Genomic DNA, 26,443 nt, shown 5'->3' with positions numbered 1-26,443 from the left:
AGAACTCATGAACACCGCTCTGTGGATCATCGCCGGACTCCTCGCCGCCGTCTTCCTGATCGCGGGCTCCAACAAGCTGTTCATTCCGCGGGAGAAGCTGGCCAAGGCTCCCGGCGGTGGATGGGTCCTGGATTTCGGCCCCCGTTTCGTGAAGGCACTCGGAGCACTCGAGATCCTTGGCGCCGTCGGGCTGATCCTGCCCGCACTGCTCGGCATCGCGCCGATTCTGGTACCGGTGGCCGCGACCGGCCTGACGACGATCATGGTGGGCGCGGCGATCGTGACCTACCGCCGCCGCGAGTTCGGCCACACGCTGCTGGACCTGACCTATGCCGTGCTGGTCGCCTTCGTGGCCTTCGGCCGCTTCGGACCTGAGTCTTTCACCGGCTGACCTTTCCGGGACGATGCTGTCCAGGGCCTGCCCCGGAGGTCCTGGACGGGACCTTGCGGACCAACCGGTACAGAAGAGATACGCTTGGTGCCATGGAGCTCAACCGAACGGCGCCGATCGGCCGCCCCAGAGGCTTCGACGCCGACAAGGCCCTCGACACGGCCATGCGCGTCTTCTGGGAAAAGGGCTATGAAGGCGCCAGCCTCACCGATCTCACCGGCGCCATGGGTATCACCCGTACCAGCATGTACGCGGCCTTCGGCAACAAGGAGGCCCTGTTCCGCAAGGCGCTGGAGCTTTACGCCGCGGGCCCCGCCTCGTACGCGACCCAGGCGTTGCGCGAACCCACCGCCCTGAAGGTGGCCACGGCGTTCCTGCGCGGTTCCATCCGTACCACCACCTCACCCGATCACCCCGCCGGCTGTTTCGGCGTCCAGGGCTCTCTCGCCGCGGGCGACCCCGCTCGCTTCGCCCGTGATGCCCTCGCCGTCTGGCGCACCGAAGGCATGCTGCGACTCCGGGACCGGTTTCAGCAGGCCGTCGCAGAGGGCGACCTTCCTCCCGGCAGCGATCCCATGCTGCTCGCCCGCTACGTCATGACCGTGGGGAACGGCATCGCCGTCCAGGCCGTCGGCGGCGCCACCCACGAGGATCTTGAACTGGTGGCCGACATGGCCCTGAGAAGCTGGCCGACTGTCTGAGGACGCTCGATCCACTGACGTCCGATCCACGGACGTCCAATGCACGGACGTCCAATGCACGGACGTCCAATGCACGGACGTCCCATCCATGAACGCTCGATCCACCGCGCCCCGCGGTCACTCGCCCGCGGCCACCGCTTTGAGCTCGTCGAGCGACTCGCGCAGGTGGTCCGCCAGGGAGCGTTCCCCGCTGTCGGCGACCCAGCGCTCGAACCCGATCTTGAAGACGGCGATGCCCGCCTCCGCGGTGAGGCTCGCGGCCGGGTCCTTGACGCCGCGCAGGCGCAGCGTGGCGGCGAGCGCCGCGGACAGCGACGCGAGCTTGATCAGCTCGCGCTCACGCAGCTCCGCGCTCGCCAGGATGATGGTCTGGCGCTGCCGGGCGAACTCGTGGCGCTCCACGAAGAAGCCGGCCACGGTCGCCAGCGTCGAGGCCATCGCGTCGATCGGCGTGGCCGTCTCCGAGGTGGCGGCGAGGGTGTCCACGAAGGTCTTCTCCAGCAGCTGCGAACCCCCGAACAGCACCTCGCGCTTGTCGGAGTAGTGCCGGAAGAACGTCCGCTCGGTGAGCCCGGCGCGTTCGGCGATCTGTGCGGTGGTGGTCTGCTCGAATCCGCGTTCGCCGAAGAGATCCAGCGCCGCCTGTTCGAGGCGCCCGCGCGCGTTCGGCTCCCATCGACCCATGCCCGGATCCTACGTGATGGCAGTCGCTGACATCAGCTGTTACTGTCGATGACAGTGACTGACATGGAGTCGCCCGCCATTCCGTCGCGCACCCTCTTGTTCCGGTGCCCGTGCGGCCGGACGGGCACCGACCCGGAGGTACTTCCCATGCGTGTGTTCATCACCGGCGCGTCCGGCTGGATCGGTTCGGCCCTCGTTCCCGAGCTCATCGGCGCCGGCCACGAGGTGGTCGGGCTCGCCCGCTCGGACGCCTCGGCAGCCGCGCTCACCCAGGCGGGCGCCCAGGTACGCCGCGGCACGATCGACGATCTCGACACCCTGCGCGACGCGGCCGCCGAGTCCGACGGCGTGATCCACCTCGCGTTCAAGCACGACATCGCGTTCAGCGGCGGCTTCGAGGACGCCGCCGACGCCGACCGGCGTGCCATCGACACGTTCGGCGACGCGCTCGCCGGCTCGGACCGTCCGTTCCTCATCGCCTCGGGGACGCTCGGGCTGGCACCGGGGCGGCTCGCCACCGAGGAGGAGGGCCAGGCATCCGGCCCGGCCGGCGCCCACATGAGCGGCGGCCCGGCCAAGCGGCTGGCCAACGCGCAGGCGACGGTCGCCCTCGCGGACCGCGGCGTGCGCTCGTCCGTCGTACGTCTGACCCCGACGGTGCACGGCGACGGGGACAACGGCTTCATGGCGACCTTGGTCGCGATCGCCCGCGACAAGGGTGTCTCCGGCTACATCGGCGACGGCGCCAACCGCTGGCCCGCCGTGCACCGCTCCGACGCCGCGCGTCTGTTCCGTCTGGCGCTGGAGGGTGCCCCGGCGGGCTCGACGCTGCACGCGGTCGCCGAAGAGGGCGTGCCGATCCGTGCTGTCGCCGAGGTGATCGGGCGCCACCTCGGCGTTCCCTCGGCCTCCGTCTCCCCGGACGACGCGGCAGGCCACTTCACGTGGATGGCCGGCTTCCTCGGTCTGGACTCGCCCACCTCGGGCGCGTACACCCGCGAACTGCTGGGCTGGCGGCCGACCGGACCGGGCCTCATCGACGACCTCGACAAGGGCCACTACTTCGCCACGCCTTCCAGCTGACCGGCCCCGCGTCCGGGCGGCCCCGCGTCAGAGCGTGAACGCTTCGACGAGCGTCCAGACGGCGAGGCCCGCCATGCACGCCGCACCGATGCGCTGCACGGTCTTCAGGGGTACGCGCTGCGCGATGAAGCGGCCCACCAGCAGGGCGAGCGCGGAGACCGACATCAGCGCGAGGGCCGAGCCGATCGCGGTGGGCAGCCAGCCGTTGCCGGCCGCGAGGTTGGCCGTGGTGATCTGGGTGAGGTCGCCCCATTCGCTGATGAACACGGCCATGAACGCGGTGGTGTAGACGGGCCAGAAGCCGGTGACGGTCTTGCCGGCGCCCTCTTCCTCGTCGTCGTCCCCGCCGCGCAGCAGGACGAAGGCGCCGAACGCGAACAGCGCCGCCGATACGAGCTTGACGGCCATCGCCGGGAGCATGCTCAGCAGGCTGCCGGCGCCGACCGCGATGGCGACGTGCACGAGGAAGGCGGTGGACGTGCCGAACCACACGTACAGCGGCCGCATCCGGGTGCCCATGGCCAGCGAGGCGAACATGGTCTTGTCGGGGAGCTCCGCGAGGAAGATCAGCCCGAAGGCGGTGAGGATCGCCAGGGGGTCGAAGGTCATTCTCTTGCTCTCTGCCGGGGCCGGGCCGTAGCTCGTGCGGCACCCGGAGGGCGACGGGAAGAACCACTCGACCCGGCACGATGGTGCGGCCCACACAGCGTGCGGGCCGGAATCATGCCTTGGTCGAAGGTCTCGTCCGCCCCCGCAGAGTATGCGGCGGCCCGGTGGCCGGGACGCCCTGGGGCGTCCAGTGTGTCGACCAGCGGTTCTCGGGACTACTCCCCTTCGCTGCCACCGATCGTAACAGGCGCCGTCCGACGGCCGTCGAGGCGGGAATGACGTGCGCGGACACGGCTCGGTGGACGGCTCACAGGACGAAGCCGTTCGGGAACGGATCCGCCGGATCCAGCAGATAGTTGGCCGTTCCGGTGATCCACGCGCGGCCCGAGAACTCCGGCACCACGGCCGGTACTCCCGCGACCTCGCTCGTCCCCACCAACTGCCCCGTGAACCGGGTCCCGATGAACGACTCGTTGACGAACTCCGTGTCCAGCGCCAGCTCTCCACGGGCATGGAGCTGCGCCATCCGGGCGCACGTACCGGTGCCGCAGGGGGACCGGTCGAACCAACCGGGCCGGATCGCCATCGCGTTGCGGGAGTGCCGGGCGTCCGAGCCGGGCGCGAGGAACTGCACGTGCTTGCAGCCGCGGATCGCCGGATCCGCCGGATGCACCGGCGGGTTGTGCGCGTCGACGGCCTCCGAGATCGCGAGCCCCGCCGCGAGGATGTCGTCCTTGCGCGCCCGGTCGAAGGGCAGCCCGAGGGACGCCAGATCCACGATGGCGTAGAAGTTGCCCCCGTACGCCATGTCGTACCGGACCTCGCCCAGTCCCGGCACCGTCACCTTCGCGTCGAGCTCCAGCGCGAACGCGTCGACATTGCGCAGCGTGACCTTCTCGGCGACGCCCTCGCGCACCGTCACGCGGGCCTCGACCAGGCCGGCGGGGGTGTCGAGACGTACCACGGTCTCGGGCTCGGTGACCGTGACCATCCCGGTCTCCACCAGTACCGTCGCCACCCCGATCGTGCCGTGCCCGCACATCGGCAGGAAGCCGCTGACCTCGATGTACAGGACGCCCCAGTCCGCGTCACCGCGGGTCGGCGGTTGCAGGATCGCCCCGCTCATCGCCGGATGCCCACGGGGTTCGTCGACCAGGAACCGCCGCAGCGGGTCCAGGTGTTCCATCGCGTAACGGCGGCGCTCGGCCATCGTGGCGCCGGGAACGGGCGCCACACCTCCGGTGACCACGCGCGTCGGCATGCCCTCCGTATGGGAGTCGACCGCGCTGATCGTCCTTACGCTGCGCATCAGTCCAGCCGTCCTTCCGTGGCGAGGAAGTCGATCGCCTGCCGCATCTCAGCTGTGATCTGCTCGCGGTGGGCGGGGATCAGCGGGCCGCGCGGCGGGCGGCAGGGGCCGCCGTAGCGGCCGACCATCTCCATGCCCAGCTTGATGGCCTGGACGAATTCGGTACGCGAGTCCCAGCGGAACGCGGCGACCAGCGGCCGGTAGAGGGCGCGCGCTTCGTCCAGCCGCCCTTCCGTGGCGAGCCGGAACAGCCGGGCGGACTCGGCGGGGAAGACGTTGGGGAAGCCGGCGAACCACCCGGTGGCCCCCATCAGCAGGCTCTCCAGCGCAACGTCGTCGGCGCCGCTGATCACGTCGATGCCGGGGGCCCGCTCCTTGATCTCCAGCACGCGCCGTACGTCGCCGGAGAATTCCTTGACCGCCAGGACGTTCTCTATCCCGGCGATCTCCGCGAGCAGTTGGGGCGTCAGGTCGACCTTGGTGTCGACGGGGTTGTTGTAGACCATGACCGGCAGGCCGACCGCCGCCACGGCCTCGAAGTGCGCCACGACCTCGGCGGGGCTGGCCCGGTACATCGTCGGGGGCAGACAGAGCACCCCGTCGGCGCCGTCCTCCGCCGCGGCCTCGGCCCATCGCACGGCCTGGTGCGAACCCGGTCCGTGTACGCCGACGACGACCTTGCCGCGACCACGTACCGCTTCGATGGCGGTACGGGCGACGGTGCGGCGTTCGTCGTCGGTCAGCGACGAGTACTCGCCCAGCGATCCGTTGGGGCCGACCCCGTCGCAGCCGTTGTCGACGAGCCAGCGGCAGTGCTCCGCGTAGGCGTCGTAGTCGACGGCGAGGCCCGCCGGGGCCGACGCGTCCTGTCGGTAGGGGAGCGCGGTCGCGACGACGACCCCGGTCAGCGGGTTGGGACGGTTCGGCAGGTTGGGCTCGTCGGTGGTGGTGCTGTTCATGAAGTGCTCTCCTCCACAGGGGAGTCGGGGTGCGCGGACGGGTCGGAAGAACCCTGCGGGGGCTCGGGTGGACGGGCCAGCTCGCCGAGCCTGATCGGCTCGGCGACGGGCCGGTGATGGGGGCCGGCGCCCGCGTCGGCGCTGCGGCGCAGTTCGGCGACCGTGGGCCCGCACATACGGGCCTGGCAGGGCCCCAGTCCGGCCCGCGTCGCCAGCTTCGCCACCCCCGGTTCCGTACGGGTGGGGTCGTCGGCCGATCGGCACACCGCCGCGTACGTCGTCTCCTCGCAGCGGCAGATCACGGTGTCGGGACGCAGCCAGCCGGACCAGGCCCGGCCGATGGGATGCGCGGCGGCGAGCCGGGCGGCGAACGCCCGGCCCCGGTCGCGGTTCACGCGCAGCGTGGCCAGGGCGCGGGATTCCGGGGCGCCGCCCGCCGCGATCCAGCCGGCCACGGCGCCCTCGGCGCGTGAGGCCGGGGCACCGGCGACACCGGTGATCTCGCCCGCCGCGTACACGCCGGGCCGGCTCGTCCGCTGGTCGTCGTCCACGTCCACGAAGACGTCGGCGGGCGAACCGGCGGGTGAATCCGCCGACGGCCCGGCGGGTACCGGGCGGAGGTCGCACCCGGCCGCGACCGGCAGCTCCAGCCGTGGGGTGAACCCGTGACCGACACAGACGGCGTCCACGGCGACGACGCTTTCGCTGCCCGGCACCACCGACCAGTCCGCGCGGACGCGGGCGGTGACGATCTCCTCGACCCGGCCGTCCCCGCGCGCCTCGACGACCGCTCTGCCGAGCCGGTACGGGACCCGATGGCGCCCCAACGCCGCCGCGTACGCGAGGAGTTCACCGGACTTGCCGAGCTGCGGTCCCAGTTCCCACGGGCGGCGCAGCCAGCCGCCGGCCACCGCCCCCGGCCGGCCCGCCTCCAGCACCTCCAGCACCCGGGACCCGGCCTCCAGCAGTGACGTCGCCACCGGCAGGAGGAACGGCCCCGTGCCGGCGACCACCACCCGGTCCCCGACAGCCACGCGTTCTCCCTTGGCCAGCGCCTGGGCCGCGCCCGCGGTGTAGACGCCGGGCAGATCCCAGCCGGGGAACGGGAGCACCCGGTCGTGGGCCCCGGTGGCGAGCACCAGGGTGTCGGGCTCCAGCACATGGCGGCGCCGGGGCGTACCGCGCAGGACGTGCACCAGCGGCGGTCCGTCCCCGGTCGAGCCGGCCATGTCGGCCGTGTCAGCCGCGTCGCGGCGCTCCAGCGCCCATACGGAACTCTCCGCCCACCAGGTACAGCGCGGGTGCCCGAGCACCCGGCGGGCGCGGCGGTCGAAGGAGCGGTAGCCGTGCTGAAGGGCTCCGGGGTCGGTCGCCTCGTACGCCTCGGGCAGCATGCGGTGGTACTGGCCGCCGGGCCGTTCCGCCGTGTCGATCAGCGTCACTTCGGCGCCCGCCGCCAGTGCCGCGTCGGCGGCGGCGAGACCGGCGGGTCCGGCTCCCACCACGACGACATGACGACGACCCGTCACCGGGTTCCCCTTCATGGGCGCTGCCCGTCCCGCTCGCCGGTGGCACGTGACTGGGTGGTCACCGCGTCACCGTCGCGGGCACGGCGGCGGCACGCCCGTACGTCACGCTCGTCGTTCACCGTCACCAGACAGTCGAAGCAGACACCGATGCCGCAGAACACACCGCGCGGCGCTCCCGAGGGGGCCTGGCGCCAGGACGTCCGGCCCGCGGCCAGCAGCACCCCGGCCAGGGTCTGGCCGGCGACACCGGTGTACGGATCACCGTCCACCGTGATGGTCAGCGGCCGGTCCCGGCGGCCGGCCGGGTCGGACCCGGCGGGTACGAGACGTGGGCTCATGATCCCTCCTCGCTGGTGGCCGAAGCGTCGACCGCGTCGCCGAGCACCGCAGGCCGGTCCACCCGGAACGGACTCGCGTCGATCGCCGTCTCACCACCCGTCAGCAGCTCGCGCAGCAGCCGCGCGGTGCCGACGGACAGTCCGATCCCCGCGCCCTCGTGACCCGTCGCGTGCCAGAGTCCGGCCAGTCGCGGGTCGGCGCCGATGACGGGCAGATGGTCGGGGACGTACGGGCGGAAGCCCCCGTACGCCCGCATGACGTGAACGCCCGCCAGGGACGGGAAGAGTTTGAGGGCCTTGGCCGCGACGGCGGACAGCACCTCGGGGCGCATGCGGTCGTCGAAGCCGACACGCCGCCGGGACGACCCGAGCAGGATGCTGCCCGCCCGGGTGGACTCGACCACGGCCGAGGTCTGAAGATCGCCCGCGCCGCTGCCCACCGCGCCCACGTAGTCGGCGTCGTACACCTTGTGGAAGACCGTCGGCGGCAGGGGAGTGGTGACCAGCACCTCACCGCGGCGCGGGCGGACGTCCAGCGGGACGCCGAGCCGCCGGGCGACCTCGCCCGACCACGGCCCTGCGGCGTTGACGAACACGTCGGCCTCGACCGGCCCGTCCGCCGTGCGCACGGCCGTCAGCCGGCCGCCGCGTGTGACGGCGCCGAGCACCTCGCGGCCGGTACGCAGCCGCGCCCCGGCCCGCAGGGCGTCGGTGAGCAGGGCGGTCGCCGCGCCGGCCGGCTGCACCTGCGCGTCGTCGGGGTAGTACACGGCGGCGGTGCGTCGCTCGGTGAGGAAGGGTTCGGCAGCGGTCAGGGCGTCGTCGTCCATGGCCTCGGCCCGTACCCCGGCCGCGCGCTGGGCCGCCGCGAAGGGGAGCAGCGCCTCGGCGCCCTCGTCCGTGGTGGCCACGACGATGCCGCCCTTGGGGTCCCACTCGACCGTGTCCACGCCGTCCGGCTCATCCGGCGCGTGGTGCGAAGACGGGGGCCGTTCGGCGAGAGCGGCCAGCACCTCGGGCCACAACCGGCGGGACAACTGGGCGAGTTCCAGCTCCGGACCGGGGCCCTTGTCGGAGACCAGGACGTTCCCCTCGCCGTGCGAGGTGGTCGCGGCGGCGGCCCCGGCGCGGTCCAGTACGAGTACGTCGAAACCGGCGACGGCGAGTTCGCGGGCGCAGGCGGCGCCGATGATCCCGGCGCCCACAACGACGACTCGTGTTCGGTTCACCAGACCTCCGCGTTCTGCATAACGAACGAAGTTGAGGCTATGGCGACGTACCGGAGGTGTCAACGACACCCCCCGAGCCGTTGCTAGTGAGGCGTTCCCGAACCCTCGTGTTGGGCGCCGCTTCCCGACCGGTAGTGGAGCAGCAGTACCGATCGCACCGGCCCGTCGTGCGCCGCGTAGCGGTGCGGCAGCGAGGCGTCGAACGAGACGTAGTCACCGGGTCCCAGTTCCACCTCGTGCCCGTCCACCTCCACGGAGAGCGTGCCGCTCTGCACCACCGTGTGCTCGGTCCCGGCGTGTCCGAGCGACGGCTGCTGCGCGTCGGCGCGTACCTGCTGGTCGTACACCTCCATGATGACCCCGCCCGCCTCGATCCGCCGGAGCGGGCGCAGATCGACGCCCTCGCCGCTCAGTACGTCGACCTCGGCCGCCCGCACCACGGTCATCGCCTCCGCGTGGCCGGTCTCCAGCAGGTCGGAGATGGGCACCTCCAACGCGCGGGACAGGCTGAAGACCGTCTCGATGGTCGGGTTGCCGGTGGCCGACTCCAGCTGCGACAGGGTCGCCTTGCCGATCTTGGAGAGTCGGGACAGCTCGGAGAGCGACAGGCCGCGCCGGCCCCTCTCCCGGCGGAGATTGGCGGCCAGCGCGCTTCGGACCGGGCTGCTGGGGGACATCGGGCGATCTCCTTCGACCGTCAGGTCTGTTCGCTTCGATCTGTTCACTTCGATCTGTTCACTTCGACCTGTTCACTTCAGTGGGTGGCGAAGAGGCCGGTGCGTTCGATATCGCGAACGTTACTCGACCGCCGTCACCTCGCGTCGAAGGGAACCGTCAGCCATGGACTGTCCGGCGTGGTCGCCAGCGCCCGGTGGGCGTCGAGCACGGTCGTGTACCAGGGGCCGAACTCCTCATCGTCGAAGTGGAGACACCGCCCCAGCACATAGCCGGCGGAGAACTCCTCCCACGAGCCGTACGCCGCCCGTGCCGTCGCTGACGCGCGTTCGAGCGCCGCGTGCATCTCGGCCTCGGTGGCGTACCGGGCACCCAGGCCCCAGCGGGCCATCTTGGAGCCGCGGCCGATGTCCCACGCCGCGACCGACCGGACGACGGCGTCGGGCGGCAGGAGACCGTCGGCGCGGAAGCGGGACTCGTAACGGAGCAACTTGCCGACCAGTGCGCGGAGATGGGCCACGAAGTCATCGAACTCGGCGTCGTCGGTGGACGTTCCGGTCCGGGCGGCCTGGTCGCGCATCGTGGCCTCCACGCAGTCGCGCCACTGTTCGGCGTCGACGCGGGGGCCCTGCGCGGCGATCAGCGCCGCACGCGCGCCGAGGACGAAGTCCCAGTACCACGGGCTGACTTCACGTTCGAGCAGTCGCTCCTCGATCGCGAGCCAGTCCGCGCGGTCGTGGACGCCCCACGAGTCCGCGACGCGCTCCCGCTCGCCCTGGTGGCCCATGCCGTGCCAGTGCGTGGTGTTCCACGCGTCGCCGTTCGTGAAGCACAGGTGCGCGCCGCAGGCCAGGCCGTGCAGCAGCGGTCCCGCCGGCGGAGCGCCGGTGCGCCGGGTCACCACACGGTCCATCAACTCCTCGGAGGAGAACAGCTCGTGATGCAGGTCCAGCCAGACGTCACGCTCCTCGTCGTCGGTGGGGAAGTACTGCTCGCAGGGCGTGGCCACGTTGACCGCGAGGATGTCCACACCGGCGGGGAGTATCTGCGCGAGCGCTCCCAGGGTCGCGTACTCGTAGACGAGATACGGGTGCGGCCTGGGCAGCAGGCCCGCCGTGTAGACCTGGGCCACGGTGCGGCCGTCGGGGATCTGGTTGGTCAGCATCGGGTACGTGCCCTCGTCGGCCGCAAGTGCCTCGTCGAGCCTGACCGGGTAGTACACGCCCTCGATGGCGAGGGCACGCAGATACGCGTACGCGTTGCCGGTCCCGGCCAGCTTGTGGAGATGCTGCTCCAGGTCGGCGGGTGCCTGCCAGCGGCTGCCGTCCTCCGGGCCGGGGACGAACGGGAAGAATTCGTCGTGGACCTCGTCCTCGGCCGCCGTCCGCATGGGTGCCCCTCCGTACCGTACCGGTGCCGGCCCGCCTCAGGGCCGCAAGATCGTCTTTATACGGTACCGGTGCCGACGGACGCTCCCGTACGCCATCCGCACAGACCGCTCAGCGGTCCTGTCGGTCGTCAAATGGCCCTCGGGTCAAGCGATATGACGGTTCATCAGTGAGCGGGCTTCTCCCACACCGAGACGTGCCGGTCGCTCTCGCTAGTGAAGGGCTCGCCCTTCCAGCCCGCCCGTGGCGCGAGCAGGGATTCAGCGCGGCAGCAGTTCGGTGAGGAGGTCGCGTACGCGGCGCTCGATCTCGTCCCGGATCGGCCGCACGGCATCGACGCCTCGGCCCGCGGGGTCGTCCAACCGCCAGTCGAGATACGTCTTGCCGGGGAAGACGGGGCAGGTGTCGCCGCAGCCCATGGTGATCACCACGTCGGACGCCCGTACGGCGTCGACGGTCAACACCTTCGGTGTCTCGGCGGACAGGTCGATCCCGGCTTCCGCCATGGCCTGTACGGCGGCCGGGTTGACGGTGTCGGCGGGTGCGGATCCGGCGGAGCGGACCTCGACCCGGTCGCCCGCGAGGTGGGTGAGGAAGGCGGCGGCCATCTGTGAGCGGCCCGCGTTGTGGACGCAGACGAACAGCACGGACGGCTTGGATTCGGGCGGGATGGATTCGGACGGCTGAGACTCAGACGACATGTGCGGGACCTTCCGGGGAGACGGCCGGTTCGGCCGTCCGTGCGGGTCGGGGGAAGAAGCGGCGCGCGGCGAGGGCGACGTGGACGAGGCCGATGAGGACGGGGACCTCGATGAGCGGGCCGACGACTCCTGCGAGGGCCTGGCCGGAGGTGGCGCCGAAGGTGGCGATGGCTACCGCGATGGCGAGTTCGAAGTTGTTGCCCGCGGCCGTGAACGCCAGCGTGGTCGTCTTCGGGTAACCGAGTCCCGCCGCGCGGCCGGCGGCCATGGACCCGGCCCACATGAGGGCGAAGTACACGAGGAGCGGCAGCGCGATCCGGGCGACGTCCAGCGGCTTGGAGGTGATGGCGTCGCCCTGGAGGGCGAAGAGCACGACGACCGTGAACAGCAGCCCGTACAGGGCGAACGGGCCGATGCGCGGGATCAGTTGCGTCTCGTACCAGGTACGGCCCTTTGCCCTCTCGCCGATGCGGCGGGTCAGGAACCCGGCCAGGAGCGGGATGCCGAGGAAGATCAGCACGCTGCGGGCGATCTCCCACACCGACACGTCGAGCGCGGTCTGCTCCAGGCCGAGCCAACCGGGCAGCACGTCGAGGTAGAACCAGCCCAGCGCGGCGAACGCGAACACCTGGAACACCGAGTTCAGGGCGACGAGGACGGCGGCGGCCTGGCGGTCGCCGAGGGCGAGGTCGTTCCAGATGATGACCATCGCGATGCAGCGGGCGAGGCCGACGATGATCAGGCCGGTGCGGTACTCGGGCAGGTCCGGCAGGAAGAGCCAGGCGAGGGCGAACATCAGGGCCGGGCCGACGATCCAGTTCAGGACCAGGGACAGGAGGAGCAGCCGGCGGTCGCGGGTGACGGCGTCGAGACGGTCGTAGCGGACCTTGGCCAGGACCGGGTACATCATCACGAGCAGACCGAGCGCGATCGGCAGCGAGACGCCGGTGACGGTGACCTTCGCGAGCGCGTCCCCCAGGCCGGGGACGAGGCGGCCCAGGCCGAGGCCGGCGGCCATCGCGAGCAGAATCCACACGGCGAGGAAGCGGTCCAGGAACGACAACCGACCGACCGCCTGCCCCGTCGCTCGCGCCTTCGAGGTCACTTCGGCGCTCACGAGGCGGCTTCGACGGCTTCGACGGCTTCGACGGGCGCGGTCGCGGCCGGAGGCTTTCCGCCCGGTCGGGTCAGGATCGCGGCCAGCCGGTCGGTCATCTCCGGCAGCAGCCGGTAGTAGACCCAGGTCCCGCGCCGTTCGGAGTCGATGAGCCCGGCCTGTTTCAGCAGCTTGAGGTGGTGGGAGATCGTCGGCTGCGACAGGTCGAACGCCGGGGTGAGGTCGCAGACGCAGATCTCGCCGCCCGCGCGGGAGGCGATCATCGACAGCAGTCGCAGCCGGACCGGGTCGCCCAGGGCCTTGAACACCCTCGCCAGCACGTCGGCCTGATCGGCGTCCAGCGGCGCGGTCAGCAGTGCGGGGCAGCATTCGTCGGCGTCCTGACCGAGGACGACGAGCTCTTGTTTCGACATTCTTCTATGTTGACGGATATCAAAACAAGACGCAAGCTTGTATCGACAGTCATCGATACAAGAAGACCGGGGAGACAGTCATGTCCCGTGCCCAGCTCGCTCTGAACGTCGCCGACCTCGAAGGCTCGATCGCCTTCTACTCCAAGCTCTTCGGCGTCGAACCCGCCAAGCGCCGCCCCGGCTACGCGAACTTCGCGATCACCACCCCGCCGCTCAAGCTCGTGCTCATCGAGGGCGAGCCCGGCCAGGAGACCCGCCTGGACCACCTCGGCGTCGAGGTCGACACCACCGACGAAGTCACGGCCGCCACCACCCGGCTCAAGGACGCCGGGCTCGCCACCTTCGAGGAGAACGACACCTCCTGCTGCTACGCAGTCCAGGACAAGGTGTGGGTCCACGGTCCCGGAAAGGAGCCGTGGGAGGTGTACGTGGTGAAGGCCGACGCCGACCGGATGGGCAAGAGCGCCGCCGTAGCCGATGCCGATGCCCGCCCTGTCGCCGGCTCGGGCGACGGCTGCTGCCGCTGACCCCTGTCCGTAACTGATGCTCCGTCCGCCCGGGGCCCGGCTGTCAGTGGTGGCTGAGATGCTGCGTTCATGGACGAACTGAAGCGGCGCCGGGTGTACGGCGCCGACCACGAGGACCCGGACCCCGGGCCGCGGACCGGCCACAGCTACCGGGAACTGTGCGCGGGTCCGCTCGACGGGCTGCTGCTGGACGTCACCGGCTGGACGGATCAGGAGCTGGCCGAGGGCGCGACGCTCCCCACGGAGATAGGTGCGTACGGGCCGGGCGGGCGCACCCTGTACGGCCCGCGCGCCGATGATCCCCGGCGCTGGGACTGGCAGGGCGACTCACGCTGAATCGCGCCTTCGAATCGCCCCTTCCGCCCCGCCGCCGTGCTCAGCTCCCGCCGAGCCCCGGCAGCGTCCGCAGGAAGCGCAGTTGCTCCAGGTCCTGGAAGTAGCCGCCGCCCTCGTGGCGGTTCCACGGCCAGACCCGGATGTCCTTCGGTCCCGACCAGTGGTTGTACGCGGCGAACACCGTGGACGGTGGGCAGATGTCGTCCATCAGCGCCGCCGAGAACAGCGCCGGGGCGCTTCCGCGGGCCGCGAAGTTGACCCCGTCGAAGTACGACAGCGTGCTGAACACCCGCTCGGCCGACTCCCGGTGGGTGCGCAGATACGTCCAGATCTCGCGGTACGCGTTGCCCTCCACCACCTGGAGCGCGCGCCGGTAGTGGCACAGCGAGGGCTGGTTGACCAGTGCGGCGCTCACGTTGTCGCTCAGCGCCGACGCGGCGAGCGCGATACCGCCGCCCTGGCTGCCGCCCGCGATGACGATCCGTGCCGGGTCGACCGACGGGTGGGTTCGGGCGGCGTCCACGGCACGGACCGCGTCGGTGAAGACCCGGCGGTAGTAGTAGTCCGCCGGATCCTCGATGCCCCGGGTGACCATGCCCGGTGACGAGGCGCCGCCGCTGCCGTGCGGGTCGCCCGTCGCGCCGGGCTGGAGCGAGCCGCCCTGGCCGCGGGTGTCCATCAGCAGATGCGCGTATCCGGCGGAGGGCCAGGTCAGCCACTCGTACGGGAAACCGCGCCCGCCGCCGTACCCGAGGAAGCCCACCACGCACGGCAGCGGTCCGGTGGCGGAGGCCGGGACCAGCAGCCAGCCGGCCACCGGGTCGCCACCGAAGCCCGGGAAGCTCACGTCGAAGACGTTCACCTCGGTCAGGCAGGCGTCGTACGGCGTGAAGACGGGCGGTCGGTCGTGGCTCCGCGCCTCACCGAGGGTGTCGGCCCAGAAGGCGTCGAAGTCCGACGGCTCCTCCCGGTCGGGGAGGTAGCCGCGAAGTTCCTCCGGGGGCAGGTCCATCAGCGGCATGGCGGCGGTTTCTCTCTCTCGGTGGGTCCGGCGGGGTCAGATGCCGGAGGTCCCGTCCGGCACCGGGCGCGCGGCACCGGCGCGCGGTGGTGCCGGGGCCGCTCATGCGCGGGCGCGCCCGGACCAGGCGACGTGCGCCCGGCCTTCCGGGCGGCCGACGCTACTTCCGTGACGCGTCCCCGGCGCGGTCGGCGCCGTGCACGGTGAGCGTGTCCGGTGCCTCCACCCGGATCCGGCCGGTCGCGTCCAGCCGTACGGCCAGGGGCGCGCCCGCCACCCGCAGACCGGTCAGGTCCAGCGGGCCGATGCCCTCGGCGGCGCGCGGCGAGAAGCGCAGCGTGCCGGCCGGTACGTCGGCCTCCAGGCCGAGCGCGGCCTGGAGCAGGGCGACGGCGGACGCCGCCGACCACGCCTGCGGGCGGCAGGACGCCGGATACGGGGCGGGCACGCTGTCGGTGGCCGAGCCGTGACCGGCGAACAGTTCGGGCAGCCGGCCCTCGAACGTCGTGGACGCCGCGACCAGACCGCCGGCCAGTGACGCGGCCTCCGCCGGGAAACCCGCCCGTGCCAGGCCGTGCACGGCGATGGCGGTGTCGTGCGGCCAGATCGACCCGATGTGGTAGCCGAACGGGTTGAAACCGGTGGAATCCGTGCTCAACGTACGCAGCCCGAAGCCGGAGTTCAGCTCCGGCCCCGCCAGCCGGGCGGCGAGCAGCGCGCTCTCCTCCTCGTCGAGCAGTCCGGTGCCCAGCAGATGACCGAAGCCCGAAGTGACCGAGTCCACCGGGCGCTTGGCGGCGTCGAGCGCCACGGCCGGGTAGCGGCCGGTCTCGTCCTCGACCCAGAAGCTCTCCCGGAAGCGGCGCTTGAGCCGGTCCGCCCACTCCTCCCAGCGCTCCGCGCCGGGCCGGCCGAAGGCGCGCAGCAGCGCGGCGCCGCCCATCGCCGCCTCGTAGCCGTACGCCTGGACCTCGCACAGGGCGATGGGGGCCTCGGCGAGCCGGCCGTCGCGCCAGCGGATCGCGTCGCCCGAGTCCTTCCAGCCCTGGTTGGCGAGCCCCTGGCCCGAGACGTCGATGTACTCCAGCAGGCCGTCGCCGTCCGCGTCGCCGTACGTCGCCAGCCACTCCAGCGCGGCCTCGGCGTGCGGCAGCAGGTCCCTGACCTGCTCGGGGTCGAGGCCCCAGCGCCACGCGTCGTGCAGCAGGATCACCCAGAGCGGCGTGGCGTCCACCGTGCCGTAGTAGACCGGCGGCAGCGTCGGGCCCTCGTTGAGCTTCAGTCCCTCGCGGCGCACCTCGTGCAGGATCTTGCCGGGCTGCTCGTCGCTGCGGGCGTCGGTGGTGATGCCCTGACGGCGGGCGAGGGTACGCAGCGTGCCGGCCGCCAGTTCGGTGCCGAGCGGGAGCAGCATCCGTGCCGCCCACAGGGAGTCACGGCCGAACAGGGTGAGGAACCAGGGGGATCCGGCGGCCAGGAACTGGTCCTCCGGGTGCTCCGGGTCGGCCAGCAGCAGCCGCTCCAGGTCGCCGACCGAGCGGGCGAAGAACTGGTCCATGCGGTGGTCGGCGCTGCGCAGTCCGGTGGGTGACCACGGCACCGCGTCGCGCGCCACGGCCGGGAAGCGCAGCGGTTCGTCGTCGGTGACGACGCACTCCAGGGTCGTACGCCACGACTGGCGGGCGGCCAGTGCCACCTCGAACCGCAGCTCACCCGTGGCCGCGTCGATCCGGGGGGAGCCCGATGTCGCGCGCAGCCGGACGGTGACCTCGTCCCGGTGCCAGACCAGCGCGTCGCCCTCGATGCCGGCGGGCAGCTCGGGCGACGTACGGCCGGACTTGACGTCGATCATGCTCGCCAGGTCGCTGCCGGCGCCGACGACGACCTCGACCCGTATGTCCTTGACGCCCGCGTTCGCGATCTCCAACTCCTCGCGCAGCACGCCCGGTTCGACCGAGCGCACGCGGTGCAGCGTGACGGCCGGGTCGGCGGTGTGCTCGCCGACGCCGCGCAGTACGGCACGGAAGGCCGTGCGGTCGGCGGAGCTCATCGTGTTGCTGACGGGGAGGACGGGCACGCCCTCGACCCGGACCGAGAGCCTTGAGAGCAGCCGGCGATCGCCGTGGAAGAACCCGTCGGGCCCGCCGGCGATGTCACCGGCCGGCCGGGACAGCACCAGGCTGGGCGCGTAGAGCGTGGTGCAGACGTCGTGCAGAAAGGGCTGGAGGCCCTCGGTGACGACGTCCGCGGGCGGCTGGTGACCGGCGGGGTTTCCCTGGACGACCGTGTTCACTGTGTGGCGCCTCTCGTGATTTGGATCGATCAAAATTCACCTTAACCCTTGCCAAGCTGCCATGGGAAAGAGTTTTATCGATCCATTGCAGATGCGGCGCCGCATTTCGAGCGGCTGCCGTGCGAGGAACGGAGGCCGTTGGTGGCACGTACGACGTCGGCAGGCGGGCGCAAGGGAGGGCCGGTCACCCTGGCTCTCGTCGCCCAGCGGGCTGGGGTGTCCACACAGACGGTCTCCAACGCGCTCAACTCGCCGGAACTCCTCGCGCCCACCACCCTGAAGCGGGTTCGCGAGGCGCTCGACGAGCTGGACTACCGGCCCCACCAGGCCGCCCGTTCACTGCGCACGCGCTCCAGCAGACTGATCGGATACGGCGTCCAGCCCACGCCCCCCGGCCTGTCGACGCCCGTGTCCGACCACTTCCTGCACGCGCTGTCGGACTCGGCGGACCAGGCCGGTTACCGGATACTGCTCTTCGCCGCGCCCCTGGGCGCCGACGACGAGGCCGAACGCTACGACGAGCTGCTGCGGGAGCACTCGGTCGACGGGTTCGTCCTCAGCAACACCTACCGGGGCGACAAACGTCCGGGCTGGCTGCACAAGAACGGGGTCCCGTTCATCGCGTTCGGCCGGTGGTCGGCGAAGGACACCGGCGACTGGGTGGACGTCGACGGTGCGCACGGCACCGCCGCCGCCGTCGACCACCTGGTGGCGGCCGGGCACCGGAAGATCGCGTTCCTGGGCTGGCCGCGCGGCTCGGGCGTCGGTGACGACCGGGCCGGCGGCTGGCGCGAGGCCATGCGCAAGCACGACCTGCCCATACGCGATCTGCGGGTGTCGTCGGTGGACGACGTGGACGCCGCCCGCACCGCGGTCGCCCGCGTCGTGGACCGCGCCACCGCCGTGGTGGCGGCGAGCGACACCCTCGCGCTCGGCTGCTACCGCGCGCTGCGGGACGCGGGGCTGAGCCCGGGGCGTGACGTGGCGGTCGTCGGCTTCGACGACTCGCCCGCCGCCGGTCTCCTCTCGCCGAGCCTCAGCAGCGTCCGCCAGCCGCTGGACGAGGTCGGACGGGCCTGCACCCGGATCCTCACGGCCCGCATCAAAGACCCGGATTCCGCACCGGAGCGCGTGCTGCTGGCGCCCGAACTGATCGTCAGGGAGAGCTCGTCGGCCGAGCCCCGGCCCTGAACCCCGCCCTGGTCCCGGCCTCCCCGGCCACCCGCCCTCCCCGGCCACCCGGCCTCCCCGGCCACCGAAGCCCCCACAGCACGTCCCCAACAGCGACAGCTGGAGAGAGAAGCAGATGAAAAAGAACAGAGCCGCGACCGCTGCCGCCGTGTGCGGCGCGCTCCTGATAACCGGATGTTCGTCCGACTTCGGCAGCGACAGCAGTGGCGAACAGGACAGCTCCGGCAAGCAGGAGCTGACCGTGATGATCGGCTCCTCCGGCGACGCCGAGACCAACGCCGTCAAGGCCGCCGCGGCGGCCTGGGCGAAGAAGACCGGCAACACCGTGACCGTCACCCCGGCCCAGAACCTGGACCAGCAACTCGGCCAGGCGCTGGCGGGAGGCAAGCCGCCGGACGTCTTCTACGTCGGTTCGTCGGTCTTCGCCAACTACGCCAAGGGCAACTCCCTGTACGCGTACGGCGACAAGCTCACGGACAAGGAAGACTTCTCCGCCACGCTGCGCAGCTCCTTCAGCTACGACGACAAGTTCTACTGCGCCCCCAAGGACAGCTCCACCCTCTCGCTCGCGATCAACACCAAGATGTGGAAGGACGCCGGGCTCACCGACGCCGACTACCCCCAGACCTGGGACGATCTGGCGAAGGTCGCCAAGAAGCTCACCAAGGGCAAGGTCAGCGGCCTGGTCGTCAACAGCTCGTACAACCAGCTCGGCCCGTTCCTCAAGCAGGCCGGCGGCTGGATCACCAACGCCGACCAGACGCAGATCACGGCCGACAGCCCCGAGAACGTCGAGGCGCTGACGTACGTGAAGAAGCTGCTCAACGACGGTGTGCTCAGCTACCCCAAGCAGGTCGACGCGGGCTGGGGCGGTGAAGCGCTCGGCAGCCAGAAGGCGGCCATGACCATCGAGGGAAACTGGCTCTCCGGCGCGATGACCAACGACTTCCCGGACGTCGAGTACACGGTCGCCCCGCTGCCCAAGGGTCCCAAGGGCCAGGGCACGCTCTCCTTCAGCACCTGCTGGGGCATCGCCAACAAGAGCACCCACCACGACGCGGCCGTCTCGCTCGTCGAGGCGTTCACCACCGCCGACCAGCAGGTGAAGTTCGCCGACGAGTACGGCGTGATGCCCTCGCGCGCCAGCGCACTGGACACGTACGCGAGGAAGCACCCGCAGGACAAGGCGTTCGTGGACGGATCCGCCTACGCGCAGGGCCCGGTCACCCTGCCCGGCTTCACCAAGGTGCTCGAACAGTTCGACACGGACCTGGCCGGGCTGGCGAAGGCCGACCCGAAGAAGATCCTCGGCGACCTTCAGACCAACGGCGAGCAGGTCCTGAAGAGCAACGGCTGAGGCCGGTCCCACCCCGTACGACACCCGCCGGGAGGACGATCCCGGCGGGTGCGGGAGGAAAGAGAAAGACAATGAGTCAGTACGGCAGCGGCAGCGGCTCTGTCGCGGCGCCGCCCGCCGCGGCCGGAGGCGAAGGGCGGCGCCGCCGCCGTGAGCCGGCGTCCCGCATCAAGGGCCGGCAGGGAGTGTGGGGTTGGCTCTTCGTCAGCCCGATGGTGCTGGTCCTCGGACTGTTCCTGCTGCTGCCCATCGGGATGGCGCTGTGGGTCAGCCTGCTGGACTGGGACGGGCAGTCCAACCCCTTCACCGGCGCCGCCGACTTCGTCGGTCTCGACAACTACTCCAACGTCCTGACCAACGAGGGCCTGGACCGCACGCTGTTCATGACCTCGGTCCGCAACAACCTCTACTTCGTCCTGCTGGTCGTGCCGCTCCAGACGATCCTCGCCCTCGCGCTCGCCGTCGCGGTCAACAGCCGCCGAATAAAGGGCAAGAGCCTCTTCCGGACGATCTTCTACTTCCCCTCGGTGACCAGCTCCATCGCCATCTCCACCGTCTTCCTCTTCCTGTTCCAGGGCAGCGGCGCCGTCAACGCGCTCCTGAAGTGGGTCGGCATCACCGGACCGAAGTGGTTCACCGACGCCGACGGCCTGGTCTGGACGGTGCTCGGCGGACTCGGCATCGTCGACCCCGACAAGCCGACCGCGGCGCTCGCGTCCAACGGGTTCCTCGGACTGTCCTGGTGGGACTGGCTCTCCGGCCCCTCCATCGCGATGTGCACCATCATCGCGCTGGTCGTGTGGACCTCGTCCGGCACGTACATGCTGATCTTCCTCGCCGCGCTCCAGGACGTCCCCGCCGAACTGGAGGAGGCCGCCCTGCTGGACGGCGCCAACCGCTGGCAGTCGTTCCGCAACGTCACGATCCCCGCGCTCCGGCCGGTGATCTTCCTGGTCCTCACACTCGGCCTGATCGGCAGCTGGCAGATCTTCGACGCCGTCTACGTGATGAGCCAGGGCGCCCCCGGCAACACCACCCTCACCCCTGCCTTCCTCTCCTACACCGCGGGATTCCAGGACTCCGAATACGGCCGTGCGGCGGCCATCGCCTTCATCCTGCTGGCGATCATCATGGTGATGACCCTGATCCAGCGCGTCCTGCTGCGCGACCGGGACAAACCGGCCAGGACGGCCGGCCGGTTCGGCGCCCTTCGCCGGAGGACTTCATGAGTACGCTACCGACGACCCCCCCGGCGCGGAAGAGCCCGGCGACCTGGCAGCCCCGGACCTCCGACGGCCCTTCCGCCGGGCCGCGACCCTCGCGCAGCGCGGGCCGGTGGACCCTGCTCGCCTTCGTGTATCTGGTGCTCACGGCGGTCGGGCTGATCTATCTGCTGCCGTTCGTCATCCAGATCGTCACGTCGTTCAAGACCGATCCGGACGCGGCGTCCAATCCGCTGGGCCTGCTGCCGAACCCGTTCTCGCTGGAGTCCTACCGGCGGCTGTTCGGGCTCGGGAACTCCGGTGACGCCGTGCCGTTCAGCACCTGGCTGAGCAACTCGGTCCTCGTCACCCTGTTCATCACCGCCGGGCGGGTCTTCTTCGACTCGCTGGCCGGCTACGCGCTGGCCCGCCTCGACTTCCGCGGGCGCAACCTGCTCTTCAACGGCCTGCTGACGATCATGGCGGTGCCCGGCGTGGTGCTGCTGATCCCGAAGTTCCTGGTCCTCAACCAACTGGGCATCTTCGACACGTACTCGGCCATGATCATCCCTCTGATGGTCGACGCGGCCGGGGTGTTCATCATGCGGCAGTTCTTCCTCTCCATCCCCAGGGAGGTGGAGGAGGCGGCCAGGATCGACGGCGCCAGTGTCTTCCGGACCTTCTGGTCGGTGGTGCTGCCGATGGCCAAACCCGCACTGATCACCCTGACGATCCTCTCCTTCCAGGGGTCGTGGAACGAGTTCACCCACTTCCTGGTCGCGACCCAGTCCCCGCAGTACCAGACACTGACGACCGGCCTCGCGTCCTTCGTCTCCGGAAGTCTCAGCAGCGGAACGCAGTATCCGCTCAAGCTGACGGCGGCCCTGCTGGCGACCATCCCCGTCGCGGTGCTCTTCTTCACCTTCCAGCGCCACTTCGTACGCAGCGCGAACTCGGGGGCGGTCAAGGAATAGGTCAAACTTCGCGTGACCGCCTGCGATCGGGTCGGACGGCTGGTCAGAATGTGGCATGGTCATCCGCCGTCTCAGCTACCTGCTCGACCGGGAGCCGGACACCGGCAGCGTCCGCCTCCAGCCGATCCGGTCGCCCGAGCCCCCGCGGTCAGGGGGCGAGGGCGGCGTCGATGCCGGAGCCTTCGACGATCTGCTCGCACAGGTCGAGCAGGTCATCACGCTGACCCATCGCCGGACCCCGCACGGAGTCCTCAGTTGCAGTCGGCTCCCGGACGGCGGCAGTCTCCTCTGCAACGGCCGCACGGACGGCGAACAACCGGGCGAGCGAAGGCAGTTCATCGACGTCGTACACCTTCCGACGGGCGTCGCCGGGTTCGACCGGATGTGGCCGATCGACACATGGCGCTCCCGGTCCTGGGACGCCCCCGGCCCCGCCGACGGGCGCGGGGACCCGCTGCCCGTGCCCGAAGGGCACCTCGACCTCCCGCTGCTCGTCCGGTTCGCCCAGGAGCAGGCATCACGCGTCGCACCGTTCCTCGCCGACGTACGGCGGCTGTGGGCCGACCCCGCCGGCCGGCAGATCGTCATCGCCGAGGAGGACCCCGAGACGGTCGTCCGCTGGATCGCCCTCGCCTGCGCGTCACTGCCCGAACAGCACGCCAGGGAACTGACGTTCGTCACCCGCGCCGACGAGCCGCACGACGCGCCGCAGCAGATCGTCGGGATCGGCCCGGACTCGTCGTTCGACCGGCACGACCCGCTGCTCGTCGAGCACCTGTACCGCCTCCACGACGGTCTCGGAGGGCCGGGGAGCCCGTATGTCCCCGACACCTGGGCCGAGTTGACGGCCGCGCTCTGGCAGGCGGGCGCCCCGCCGACCCCTTCGGCGCCCGGTACGGCGGAGACCGGCGACCCGTTCGCCCCCGCGACGCTCGTGCGCCAGCTCCTGCGTACGGGAACGGCGTCGGGGGACGGACTCACCACACTCCACAGGGACTCCCTGCGCGCGGTCGTCGACACACTCGCCCAGGCCGCCCGGGACCAGAGCCAAGGCTCCCCGGCCATCGAGGAGTTGACCCGCGTCTGCCAGGAACTCGGCAAGCACTGCACCGAGAGCGTCACCGACCCGCTGGCCCTGGCCCTCGTCCGCCGGCGGCTCGCCGCGGCCCTCGACCAGGACACCGCACTGGGGCAGGACCCGCTCGTCGGCCTGCCACTCGGGGAGGCGGCCAGACGCTCGCTGCGCTCCGAGTTCGGACTCGGCTTCGACAAGGGACTGGTGCGCAGGATCCGCGGCCCGGTCGCCACCTGGGCGGAACCACTGCATCTCGCGCTCGTCCTGCACGGCGACCAGGGCCCCGGCGTCGAGGACGCCGTGAACAAGCTCGTACGCGTGCTGCTCCAGCCCCGTGGCCGCGAGTGCGCCGACGCCGTCAACGTCCTCAAGAGCGTCGGTCACCAGGGGCTGAACCGGCTGGTCCTCGCCCGGATCGCCGTCGAGACGACCGGCCGGCGAAGTCATCTCCTGCGGGAGTTGCTCAGGTCGCCCCACGGTGAGTGGGTACGGGCCCACCGCGACATCGCACCGCCCTCCGTACGCCTTGTCGAGCAGGCGGTGTGGTGGGGCGGCTCGCCGCACCACCTGCGCGGGATCGACCTGTTCGCGAAACTCGCCGAACCGGCCCCCGGCGCGACCGTCTCGCCCGCCGCGGACCCGCCGACACTGGAAACCCTGTGGGGACTCGTCTGGGGTGCCGACCAGCCCGAGCGGCCGGACTTCCCCCGTATCGTCCGTATCTGCGGCGCGGAAGCCGTTCTCGGCGCCAACCTCGGCACCCGGTTCCTGGCGTGGCTCACCTCGCCCGGACGGTTCGACCAGGAACTGGTCGACTTCGCCCGTGCGGTCCACCGCCGGCCGGAGCTGACCAAACGGGAGCGTGCCATCGCCCAACTGCTCGCCCTCGCCGACGACTTCGCCCGCACCAGCCACGCGCCCCGCGATGTCGTGGACCGGGTCGACGAGCTGCGCCGGGCCGGATCGCCGCTGGACGTGCCGCTGTGGGACGGCGTCCAGTACCTGCTCGCCCGCGGCCTCGCCGGCCTCTCGCCGCACGACCTCTACCAGTCGGGCGCGCTGTCGTTCCTCGCCACCGCCGAACCCGCGTTGCAGCGGCACTACCGCGCTGCCGTGGTGGCCGAGTTCGCCGACGACGCCAAGGTGAACCGCATGGCCGCGCAGCCGGAGACCGTCGCCGATCTCTTCTACGTCTGGCGCAGGGAACTGACCAGGACCTCCCGCGACTGGCCCTTCGTGGTCGACGAGTTGCTACGGAACACGCTGGGCGTCGTGGTCCGCCGGATGAACGACGAACAGCGCGGCGCGGTCGCCACCCGGCTGGCGGGACGGTCGAACAACTGGGTCCAGAACTGGCTGCGGTGGACGAACGGGGTCGGCGACGGCGCGGACACCCGGATCCCGGGCCGGCCCGCCCCGCACCCACCGGGACAGGGACGCCCACAGGGCGGCGGCCATGTCCCCGGTCAGCCACCACCCCCGCGGCCCGGCGAGCTGCCCACGTACCCGCCCGAATATCCGTCCGGATACTCGCCGTCGCACCCGCCGCGCTGACCCGGGGCCTCAATATCCCCGCTCGGCAAACCTACCGAGGTGCCCTCAACTAGGCTTTCCACCACCGCTTTCGGCGGCATCGGACCGCATCACCACACCCACACGGCACCACACAGCTAGAACCAGGCGTGCGCGAATGGGACGCCTCGGGGGAGAGGACCAGCGTGACCATCATTCTCGACGTTCCCGGCGGCAGTATGGCCAGCCGCCCGGCACACTTCATCTGGATGCTCGACTGTTCGGGCTCCATGGGAGTGAACGGCAAGATCGGCGAGTTGAACTTCGCCATCCGTGAGGCCATTCCGGAAATGCAGCAGGCCGCCCAGTCCAACCCGGCCGCCTCGCTGCTCGTCCGCGCCATCTCCTTCGCGAGCGGCGCGAGTTGGCACATCCAGGAACCCACCCCGGTGGACCGGTTCACCTGGGAGGACGTACACACCTACGGCGCCACGGACATGGGCGCCGCCTTCCGCATGGCCGCCGCCGCGCTCCAGACCCCGCCGATGCCACAGCGCGCCCTGCCGCCCGTCCTGGCCCTGGTCTCCGACGGTCAGCCGACCGACGACTGGCGCTCCGGACTGCGCGCCATCGACGACACACCGTGGGGCAAGCGCGCCGTGCGGGTCGCTGTGGCGATCGGCGACGACGCGGACAAGAGCATGCTCAAGGAGTTCCTCGGCAATCCCGAACTCGAACCGCTGCTGGCCAAGAACCCCCGCCAACTGGCCGCCGCGATCCGCTGGATGTCCACCGCGGTCGTGAAGGAGGCGTCGGCGCCGAAGATCGAGGACGCCGCACCCGCGAACGTATCGCCCGTCGTGCCGCTCACCAAGGACGAGACCGACATCTGGTGAACGCGACCGGGACACCCACCGCGACGTGGGAACTCCTCGACGGAGGAGTCAAAGGAGTCGCCAAGAAGTACAGCCAGGACCGGGGCAGGGCGCTCACCACGGCGGACGGCCGCGCCGTCGTGCTGGCGGTCGCCGACGGGCACGGGTCGCGCGCGCACTTCCGCAGCGAACTCGGCGCACGCTGGGCCGTGGAGGCGTTCACGGCCAGCGCCCGGATCTACGCGCACGAGGTCGTACGGCGCGGGCAGGACGCGGCGAACTTGCCCCGGCTGCTCGCCGAGGCCCGCTCGCTCCCGCAGCAGGTCGTGCACGCCTGGCGCCGCCGCGTCCTGATACACGAGGCCAACTCCCCGGCACACGGCGGGAATCCGGGCGCCGCGCCGGGCGGCAAGGCCGGAGCCACCACCGGAACCGGCGTCCGGCCCACCGCCGGGTCCGCGCCCGAGGCCGACCTCGCCGTCTACGGCAGCACGCTCATCGGCGCCGTCATCACCGAACGCCTGCTGGTCTGCTGGCAGTTGGGGGACGGCGACATCGTGCTCGTCGATTCGGACGGCGCGACCCACATGCCGTTCTACACCGGCCCCGACATGGGCGACGAGACGGAATCGCTCTGCGAGCCCGAGGCCTGGCGCAAGGCGCGCCTGCACTGGCAGCCACTCACCGGCGGCCCGCCCCCGTGCGTACTGATCTCCACCGACGGACTCTCCAAGAGCTTCGCCGACCACGAGGGATTTCTCGCCTTCGCCACCGGGGTCCGCTCCCGCGCCGCGTCCCACGGCGTCGCGGCCGTGCAGGCACAGCTCCCCGACTGGCTCGGCCACGCGGCCAAGTACTCGGGGGACGACGCGACACTGGCGGGCGCCGTCCCGGCCGCCGGCCCCGGCACCGCGCCGGCCCACCCCCACACAGACACGCACTGACGCAGAGAGG

At 71.2% G+C, this 26,443-nt stretch carries 26 protein-coding genes; 12 read left to right on the top strand and 14 right to left on the bottom strand.

What is annotated here, in order from left to right; all coding sequences use genetic code 11:
* Nucleotides 1-7: 7 nt before the first annotated feature.
* Nucleotides 8-391 carry a DoxX family protein gene (locus ACFWHU_RS00575; RefSeq protein WP_387222840.1) on the top strand — a complete coding sequence of 128 codons (384 nt, stop codon included), beginning with the start codon at nucleotides 8-10 and terminating at the stop codon, nucleotides 389-391.
* A gap of 92 nt (nucleotides 392-483) precedes the next feature.
* Nucleotides 484-1,092, top strand: a complete 609-nt coding sequence (locus ACFWHU_RS00570) for a TetR/AcrR family transcriptional regulator (RefSeq protein WP_387222837.1) — start codon at nucleotides 484-486, stop codon at nucleotides 1,090-1,092.
* Nucleotides 1,093-1,209: 117 nt separating this feature from the next.
* Here ACFWHU_RS00570 and ACFWHU_RS00565 read toward each other — a convergent pair whose 3' ends face one another.
* A complete protein-coding gene (locus tag ACFWHU_RS00565; RefSeq protein ID WP_387222834.1) occupies nucleotides 1,210-1,776 on the bottom strand; it encodes a TetR family transcriptional regulator in 567 nt (188 codons plus the stop codon).
* Between the two features lie 147 nt (nucleotides 1,777-1,923).
* Between ACFWHU_RS00565 and ACFWHU_RS00560 the strand changes: the two genes are divergently transcribed.
* Nucleotides 1,924-2,859 (top strand): SDR family oxidoreductase, encoded by a 936-nt coding sequence (locus ACFWHU_RS00560; RefSeq protein ID WP_387222832.1) that lies wholly within the window; start codon nucleotides 1,924-1,926, stop codon nucleotides 2,857-2,859.
* Nucleotides 2,860-2,886: 27 nt separating this feature from the next.
* Here the strand turns inward: ACFWHU_RS00560 and ACFWHU_RS00555 are convergent, their stop codons facing one another.
* The 11 genes from ACFWHU_RS00555 to ACFWHU_RS00505 all read right to left on the bottom strand — a co-directional run bounded on the left by ACFWHU_RS00555 (nucleotide 2,887) and on the right by ACFWHU_RS00505 (nucleotide 13,126).
* Nucleotides 2,887-3,468: a TMEM165/GDT1 family protein gene (locus ACFWHU_RS00555; protein WP_385793246.1), complete on the bottom strand. Its 582-nt coding sequence runs from the start codon at nucleotides 3,466-3,468 to the stop codon at nucleotides 2,887-2,889.
* A 307-nt stretch (nucleotides 3,469-3,775) separates the two neighbouring features.
* Nucleotides 3,776-4,777, bottom strand: a complete 1,002-nt coding sequence (locus ACFWHU_RS00550; RefSeq protein ID WP_387222830.1) for a proline racemase family protein — start codon at nucleotides 4,775-4,777, stop codon at nucleotides 3,776-3,778.
* Entirely contained in the window at nucleotides 4,777-5,736 is a 960-nt protein-coding gene (locus ACFWHU_RS00545) for a dihydrodipicolinate synthase family protein (protein ID WP_387222827.1), read from the bottom strand. Before ACFWHU_RS00545 ends, ACFWHU_RS00550 begins: the two co-directional genes overlap by 1 nt.
* Entirely contained in the window at nucleotides 5,733-7,265 is a 1,533-nt protein-coding gene (locus tag ACFWHU_RS00540) for an NAD(P)/FAD-dependent oxidoreductase (protein WP_387222825.1), read from the bottom strand. The genes ACFWHU_RS00545 and ACFWHU_RS00540 overlap by 4 nt, the downstream gene beginning before the upstream one ends.
* Before the next feature lie 11 nt (nucleotides 7,266-7,276).
* Nucleotides 7,277-7,603 (bottom strand): (2Fe-2S)-binding protein, encoded by a 327-nt coding sequence (locus ACFWHU_RS00535; RefSeq protein WP_078074084.1) that lies wholly within the window; start codon nucleotides 7,601-7,603, stop codon nucleotides 7,277-7,279.
* On the bottom strand, nucleotides 7,600-8,832 hold the full coding sequence (locus ACFWHU_RS00530; protein ID WP_387222821.1) for an NAD(P)/FAD-dependent oxidoreductase: 1,233 nt from the start codon (nucleotides 8,830-8,832) through the stop codon (nucleotides 7,600-7,602). Before ACFWHU_RS00530 ends, ACFWHU_RS00535 begins: the two co-directional genes overlap by 4 nt.
* A gap of 83 nt (nucleotides 8,833-8,915) precedes the next feature.
* Nucleotides 8,916-9,509, bottom strand: a complete 594-nt coding sequence (locus tag ACFWHU_RS00525) for a helix-turn-helix domain-containing protein (protein ID WP_387222819.1) — start codon at nucleotides 9,507-9,509, stop codon at nucleotides 8,916-8,918.
* A gap of 134 nt (nucleotides 9,510-9,643) precedes the next feature.
* A complete protein-coding gene (locus ACFWHU_RS00520) occupies nucleotides 9,644-10,897 on the bottom strand; it encodes a DUF1266 domain-containing protein (RefSeq protein ID WP_387222816.1) in 1,254 nt (417 codons plus the stop codon).
* A 258-nt stretch (nucleotides 10,898-11,155) separates the two neighbouring features.
* Nucleotides 11,156-11,596, bottom strand: a complete 441-nt coding sequence (locus ACFWHU_RS00515; protein ID WP_387222814.1) for an arsenate reductase ArsC — start codon at nucleotides 11,594-11,596, stop codon at nucleotides 11,156-11,158.
* Nucleotides 11,586-12,713, bottom strand: a complete 1,128-nt coding sequence (arsB, locus tag ACFWHU_RS00510; RefSeq protein ID WP_387222811.1) for an ACR3 family arsenite efflux transporter — start codon at nucleotides 12,711-12,713, stop codon at nucleotides 11,586-11,588. The genes ACFWHU_RS00515 and arsB overlap by 11 nt, the downstream gene beginning before the upstream one ends.
* Entirely contained in the window at nucleotides 12,710-13,126 is a 417-nt protein-coding gene (locus ACFWHU_RS00505) for an ArsR/SmtB family transcription factor (RefSeq protein ID WP_387222809.1), read from the bottom strand. Before ACFWHU_RS00505 ends, arsB begins: the two co-directional genes overlap by 4 nt.
* A gap of 80 nt (nucleotides 13,127-13,206) precedes the next feature.
* Here ACFWHU_RS00505 and ACFWHU_RS00500 point away from each other — a divergent pair, with 80 nt between their 5' ends.
* Together ACFWHU_RS00500 and ACFWHU_RS00495 are read left to right on the top strand one after the other, a co-directional pair.
* Nucleotides 13,207-13,653, top strand: coding sequence for an ArsI/CadI family heavy metal resistance metalloenzyme (locus ACFWHU_RS00500; RefSeq protein WP_387222807.1), 447 nt, complete (start codon nucleotides 13,207-13,209; stop codon nucleotides 13,651-13,653).
* Between the two features lie 69 nt (nucleotides 13,654-13,722).
* Complete coding sequence (locus ACFWHU_RS00495; protein ID WP_078079332.1) at nucleotides 13,723-13,989, top strand: hypothetical protein; 267 nt, start codon at nucleotides 13,723-13,725, stop codon at nucleotides 13,987-13,989.
* 40 nt (nucleotides 13,990-14,029) lie between these two features.
* Here the strand turns inward: ACFWHU_RS00495 and ACFWHU_RS00490 are convergent, their stop codons facing one another.
* Nucleotides 14,030-15,010 (bottom strand): acetylxylan esterase, encoded by a 981-nt coding sequence (locus ACFWHU_RS00490; RefSeq protein ID WP_387222805.1) that lies wholly within the window; start codon nucleotides 15,008-15,010, stop codon nucleotides 14,030-14,032.
* 160 nt (nucleotides 15,011-15,170) lie between these two features.
* Entirely contained in the window at nucleotides 15,171-17,303 is a 2,133-nt protein-coding gene (locus ACFWHU_RS00485) for a glycogen debranching N-terminal domain-containing protein (RefSeq protein WP_387222803.1), read from the bottom strand.
* A gap of 141 nt (nucleotides 17,304-17,444) precedes the next feature.
* On the opposite strand from ACFWHU_RS00485, the gene ACFWHU_RS00480 reads away from it, so the two are divergent.
* The 7 genes from ACFWHU_RS00480 (at nucleotide 17,445) to ACFWHU_RS00450 (ending at nucleotide 26,433) form a co-directional block, all read left to right on the top strand.
* Entirely contained in the window at nucleotides 17,445-18,494 is a 1,050-nt protein-coding gene (locus ACFWHU_RS00480) for a LacI family DNA-binding transcriptional regulator (protein WP_385793262.1), read from the top strand.
* A 115-nt stretch (nucleotides 18,495-18,609) separates the two neighbouring features.
* Complete coding sequence (locus ACFWHU_RS00475) at nucleotides 18,610-19,851, top strand: extracellular solute-binding protein (protein ID WP_387222799.1); 1,242 nt, start codon at nucleotides 18,610-18,612, stop codon at nucleotides 19,849-19,851.
* 71 nt (nucleotides 19,852-19,922) lie between these two features.
* Entirely contained in the window at nucleotides 19,923-21,080 is a 1,158-nt protein-coding gene (locus ACFWHU_RS00470; RefSeq protein ID WP_387222796.1) for a carbohydrate ABC transporter permease, read from the top strand.
* On the top strand, nucleotides 21,077-22,027 hold the full coding sequence (locus tag ACFWHU_RS00465) for a carbohydrate ABC transporter permease (protein ID WP_385793266.1): 951 nt from the start codon (nucleotides 21,077-21,079) through the stop codon (nucleotides 22,025-22,027). Before ACFWHU_RS00470 ends, ACFWHU_RS00465 begins: the two co-directional genes overlap by 4 nt.
* A 55-nt stretch (nucleotides 22,028-22,082) precedes the next feature.
* Nucleotides 22,083-24,656, top strand: coding sequence for a GTPase-associated protein 1-related protein (locus ACFWHU_RS00460; RefSeq protein WP_387222793.1), 2,574 nt, complete (start codon nucleotides 22,083-22,085; stop codon nucleotides 24,654-24,656).
* Nucleotides 24,657-24,853: 197 nt separating this feature from the next.
* The gene (locus ACFWHU_RS00455) at nucleotides 24,854-25,510 is read left to right on the top strand and encodes a tellurium resistance protein (RefSeq protein ID WP_387223917.1); all 657 of its coding nucleotides are present in this window, start codon (nucleotides 24,854-24,856) and stop codon (nucleotides 25,508-25,510) included.
* Nucleotides 25,507-26,433: a protein phosphatase 2C domain-containing protein gene (locus ACFWHU_RS00450; RefSeq protein ID WP_387222789.1), complete on the top strand. Its 927-nt coding sequence runs from the start codon at nucleotides 25,507-25,509 to the stop codon at nucleotides 26,431-26,433. The genes ACFWHU_RS00455 and ACFWHU_RS00450 overlap by 4 nt, the downstream gene beginning before the upstream one ends.
* Nucleotides 26,434-26,443: the final 10 nt, after the last annotated feature.

The sequence above is a fragment of the Streptomyces sp. NPDC060366 genome, from assembly GCF_042725135.1.
Lineage (GTDB): Bacteria > Actinomycetota > Actinomycetes > Streptomycetales > Streptomycetaceae > Streptomyces.
Note: the sequence above shows the minus strand (reverse complement) of the source record. Positions and strands in the feature narration are given on the sequence as shown.

Coding starts and splice junctions, on each gene's coding strand:
- ACFWHU_RS00575 (WP_387222840.1), top strand. CDS start 8: ATGAACACCGCTCTGTGGATCATCGCCGGACTCCTCGCCGCCGTCTTC.
- ACFWHU_RS00570 (WP_387222837.1), top strand. CDS start 484: ATGGAGCTCAACCGAACGGCGCCGATCGGCCGCCCCAGAGGCTTCGAC.
- ACFWHU_RS00565 (WP_387222834.1), bottom strand. CDS start 1,776: ATGGGTCGATGGGAGCCGAACGCGCGCGGGCGCCTCGAACAGGCGGCG.
- ACFWHU_RS00560 (WP_387222832.1), top strand. CDS start 1,924: ATGCGTGTGTTCATCACCGGCGCGTCCGGCTGGATCGGTTCGGCCCTC.
- ACFWHU_RS00555 (WP_385793246.1), bottom strand. CDS start 3,468: ATGACCTTCGACCCCCTGGCGATCCTCACCGCCTTCGGGCTGATCTTC.
- ACFWHU_RS00550 (WP_387222830.1), bottom strand. CDS start 4,777: ATGCGCAGCGTAAGGACGATCAGCGCGGTCGACTCCCATACGGAGGGC.
- ACFWHU_RS00545 (WP_387222827.1), bottom strand. CDS start 5,736: ATGAACAGCACCACCACCGACGAGCCCAACCTGCCGAACCGTCCCAAC.
- ACFWHU_RS00535 (WP_078074084.1), bottom strand. CDS start 7,603: ATGAGCCCACGTCTCGTACCCGCCGGGTCCGACCCGGCCGGCCGCCGG.
- ACFWHU_RS00525 (WP_387222819.1), bottom strand. CDS start 9,509: ATGTCCCCCAGCAGCCCGGTCCGAAGCGCGCTGGCCGCCAATCTCCGC.
- ACFWHU_RS00520 (WP_387222816.1), bottom strand. CDS start 10,897: ATGCGGACGGCGGCCGAGGACGAGGTCCACGACGAATTCTTCCCGTTC.
- ACFWHU_RS00515 (WP_387222814.1), bottom strand. CDS start 11,596: ATGTCGTCTGAGTCTCAGCCGTCCGAATCCATCCCGCCCGAATCCAAG.
- ACFWHU_RS00505 (WP_387222809.1), bottom strand. CDS start 13,126: ATGTCGAAACAAGAGCTCGTCGTCCTCGGTCAGGACGCCGACGAATGC.
- ACFWHU_RS00500 (WP_387222807.1), top strand. CDS start 13,207: ATGTCCCGTGCCCAGCTCGCTCTGAACGTCGCCGACCTCGAAGGCTCG.
- ACFWHU_RS00495 (WP_078079332.1), top strand. CDS start 13,723: ATGGACGAACTGAAGCGGCGCCGGGTGTACGGCGCCGACCACGAGGAC.
- ACFWHU_RS00490 (WP_387222805.1), bottom strand. CDS start 15,010: ATGCCGCTGATGGACCTGCCCCCGGAGGAACTTCGCGGCTACCTCCCC.
- ACFWHU_RS00475 (WP_387222799.1), top strand. CDS start 18,610: ATGAAAAAGAACAGAGCCGCGACCGCTGCCGCCGTGTGCGGCGCGCTC.
- ACFWHU_RS00470 (WP_387222796.1), top strand. CDS start 19,923: ATGAGTCAGTACGGCAGCGGCAGCGGCTCTGTCGCGGCGCCGCCCGCC.
- ACFWHU_RS00465 (WP_385793266.1), top strand. CDS start 21,077: ATGAGTACGCTACCGACGACCCCCCCGGCGCGGAAGAGCCCGGCGACC.
- ACFWHU_RS00460 (WP_387222793.1), top strand. CDS start 22,083: ATGGTCATCCGCCGTCTCAGCTACCTGCTCGACCGGGAGCCGGACACC.
- ACFWHU_RS00455 (WP_387223917.1), top strand. CDS start 24,854: ATGGCCAGCCGCCCGGCACACTTCATCTGGATGCTCGACTGTTCGGGC.